General features: G+C 49.4%; 1 protein-coding gene and 1 pseudogene. One reads left to right on the top strand and one right to left on the bottom strand.

What is annotated here, in order from left to right:
• The first annotated feature begins 172 nt into the window (after positions 1-172).
• On the top strand, positions 173-1,174 hold the full coding sequence (locus FHR90_RS17175) for an AlbA family DNA-binding domain-containing protein (RefSeq protein WP_183275559.1): 1,002 nt from the start codon (positions 173-175) through the stop codon (positions 1,172-1,174).
• On the opposite strand, the pseudogene FHR90_RS17170 reads toward FHR90_RS17175, so the two are convergent.
• Positions 1,158-1,238, bottom strand: a pseudogene (locus FHR90_RS17170) (IS5/IS1182 family transposase); the annotation flags it as partial. The gene FHR90_RS17175 and the pseudogene FHR90_RS17170 overlap by 17 nt on opposite strands.

The following is a 1,238-nucleotide window of genomic DNA, read 5'->3' as shown; positions in this document are numbered from 1 at the left end:
CGTCGTCGGAAACGTCAGAGGGATACGGCTTGCGGGCACTCGTCATGCCCTCCCATATGAATCAGGCCGGTCGGGAAGTACATAACACCCTCTAGAGTGGTCAGTCGGGCGATCAAATCGCACGCTCTTCATCGCGTCGGGTAGAGCCGTCTAAGATTGGGGAGGGGTAACTATGAGCACAGGCGAAGCTAAGGACCCTAAAAGGAAACCCTCAAAAAGAAACTCGCTGACTGAGTCTGAAGTCTCCGTGATCAAGGCGCTCGTCGCAGGGCGCAAACATTCCAATCAGGAGATCGCCGGCCTAATTAATCGTGCCCGCGGGGATGCAACCAATGACATCAATAGTGGCCGAATTTCCAACATTAAAAACGGCCAAATAAAAAAATATTTCGCGACCCCGGCTGCCAGTGCCGCTGAACTCGATCAGTTTATGGAAAACGTTCGACCGTTGGCCCTCGGTGACGATGGCCCTCTGAGTCCGGCGCGCTTGACGAAGTTGCTTCCGGTCAAACTAGGTCTGCCAAATTCTCTGGCGATTACGGAAACAGACCAAATAGAATGCAAGAAATCTGTCAATTTCATTATGAAGACAATTGCGGCATTTTGCAACAACAAAGGTGGGTATTTTGTATTCGGCGTAGAGAACGGGACTTTTAATATCATAGGACTTTCAGATGACAAATTTGAGAAATACGACCTCAACAAACTCAATCAGAACATCCGTGACCAGCTTGGTATAGGCTTAGATATTTATACTAAAATACATATTATTAATGGAAAGAAACTTGGTATCGTCTATGTCGCACCCGCTCATACCAAGCCCGTAATAACCATACACAACACCGGAGACATGGCCCAAGGACACATTTATTACCGATATCCGGGGGAAGATCGGCTCATCAGCCCGACAGATCTGCAGCGATTGATAGAACAGCGCGTGCAACAGCTGTCGCAAACCATCCTCTCCAAGCATTTGACCAACATCATGCGGTTTGGCGTTGAGAATGCCGCGGTCATCAATCTTGCAACCGGCGAGATCGATGGTAAGGCTGGTTCTTTTCTGATCGATGAGGCACTTTTACCACAAATTAGTTTTCTGAAGGACGGTGAGTTCGTTGAGCAGTCAGGAGCACCTACGCTCAAGCTAGGGCTGGGACTCATAACCAGTAGCTGACGACGGCTGCGATGCAGACTGCTGCGTGAAAGTTGATGGCGAGGCGATCGTATCGGGTAGCGAT

It is taken from the genome of Endobacter medicaginis, from assembly GCF_014192375.1.
Lineage (GTDB): Bacteria > Pseudomonadota > Alphaproteobacteria > Acetobacterales > Acetobacteraceae > Endobacter > Endobacter medicaginis.
Note: the sequence above shows the minus strand (reverse complement) of the source record. Positions and strands in the feature narration are given on the sequence as shown.

Coding starts and splice junctions, on each gene's coding strand:
- FHR90_RS17175 (WP_183275559.1), top strand. CDS start 173: ATGAGCACAGGCGAAGCTAAGGACCCTAAAAGGAAACCCTCAAAAAGA.